2 protein-coding genes and 1 pseudogene are annotated in these 1,522 nt (G+C 49.5%); all 3 read left to right on the top strand.

Features of this window, described 5'->3' with window-relative positions:
* A pseudogene (locus Q0628_RS12910) lies at positions 1 to 607 on the top strand (hypothetical protein); the annotation flags it as partial.
* Between the two features lie 9 nt (positions 608 to 616).
* Positions 617 to 856, top strand: coding sequence for an XRE family transcriptional regulator (locus Q0628_RS12905; RefSeq protein ID WP_298771600.1), 240 nt, complete (start codon positions 617 to 619; stop codon positions 854 to 856).
* Positions 857 to 1,011: 155 nt separating this feature from the next.
* The coding region (locus Q0628_RS12900) for a DNA gyrase modulator (protein WP_298771598.1) at positions 1,012 to 1,522 on the top strand (511 nt) is incomplete at its 3' end.

Raw genomic sequence — 1,522 nt, 5'->3', positions numbered from 1 at the left:
TTATCTGGATGACGATACGCACTGGACTCCGCGTGGTGCAGAGCTTGCCGCAGGTGAAATCGCGAAGAAGGTGAACGCGATGGTCGATGCGGGTATGATAGATATCGGGGAACCATCCATGAATTATGTTGTGTCCGATTCTTTGGCGGACCGCATGGGTGACATTGGCGAAATGAGCGGCCTTAACAAGTTTAACGTGTTCAAGGCGCAACAGGTGACAGGCCATGTGATTTACCAGCAAGAAATTTCGGAACGCACGGAAGAAGCTCCGGCAGATTCGCTTTCGGATTCTACGGTGGTCCGCGAAACGGTCAAGACGCCTTTCAAAGACGATTTCCGCAAGTCGAAGATTTTGATTCTCGGCGACAGTTTCAGCCGAATTTACCAGACTGATGCTCCTGTGAATGCGGGTTGGATTGCGCATTTTGCAAAGAATATCAGCCGGCCGGTAGCCTCTATCGTGAGCGATGGCGGCGCATCAACCTTGGTACGCGAAAAGCTTGCCCGTAAGGCCGGCGTGCTTAAAGGCAAGAAATTGTTAATTTGGGAATTTGTGGAACGCGACCTTCGCTTTGGCGCCGAAGGCTGGAAAACGATTGAATTTTAGGAATTGACTATGGCTAGACATGGAACACCCACTCCGGGGCAGGCGATTTTAGAAGGGATTGAATGGCTCAAGATGGACAAGGCGGAATTCGCCCGTCGCATCGGCGTCCCGATGGAAACTCTCGAAGGCTTAATTGCGGGAAATGTTGAAATTACTCGCGAACTGGCCGAATCGCTTGAATCTGTGACCGGTAGCCCTGCTGCCTACTGGCGCATGCTCGCTAGTAAGGCAAAGAGGTGTGAGGCTTGAGGTCGGGCTTCGCCCTTTGGGGTTTATGTGTTACAATATTTTCTTACAAAATCAGTGTTGTGGCTAAATTTATATATTAATTATATGTTTTTTGGCTTTTATCCTCAATGCTCAAAGCGAGTGTAACGAGCGACCTCGTAGCTCGTACCTTTATTATGAATATTATTGAAGCAGTAAATTGTATGTGCGACCTCGCGAAGGGCGAGGCGGAACAGTTTGATGTGATTGCCTCGAATTCCCATTCCGAGGGCTTGTCTGTTTTTCAGGGCCAAGTGCAGAATACTGAAATTTCGGATTCCGTAGGGCTTGGCATTCGCGTGATTAAGGACGGCCGTCCGGGTTATGCCCATACGGAACGCTTGACAAAGGAAGCGATTGCGCAGACCATCAAGGATGCCGTTTGCCATACGCAGTGGACCGAGAAGGTCGACTTTGAATTGCCTGCACCGGCAAAGATTCCTGATGGCAATCCCAACTACAATCCGGCGTTGGAATCGCTCACGCTGGCAGAACTCAAGGATTTTTGCATCGAACTTGAAAAAGAAACGTTTGCGCGTTCTGCTGACATCAAGAATATTCCGTACTTGGGTGCTGACTTGAACCGAGACTTTTCGATTGTCGCAAACCACAAGGGCCTTTTCTATACCGATAAGGGCAACTCCGTCT

Origin of the sequence: uncultured Fibrobacter sp., assembly GCF_937877005.1 — a bacterium.
In the GTDB taxonomy this organism is placed as follows: Bacteria; Fibrobacterota; Fibrobacteria; order Fibrobacterales; family Fibrobacteraceae; genus Fibrobacter.
This window is presented reverse-complemented; position numbering and strand designations above follow the sequence as displayed.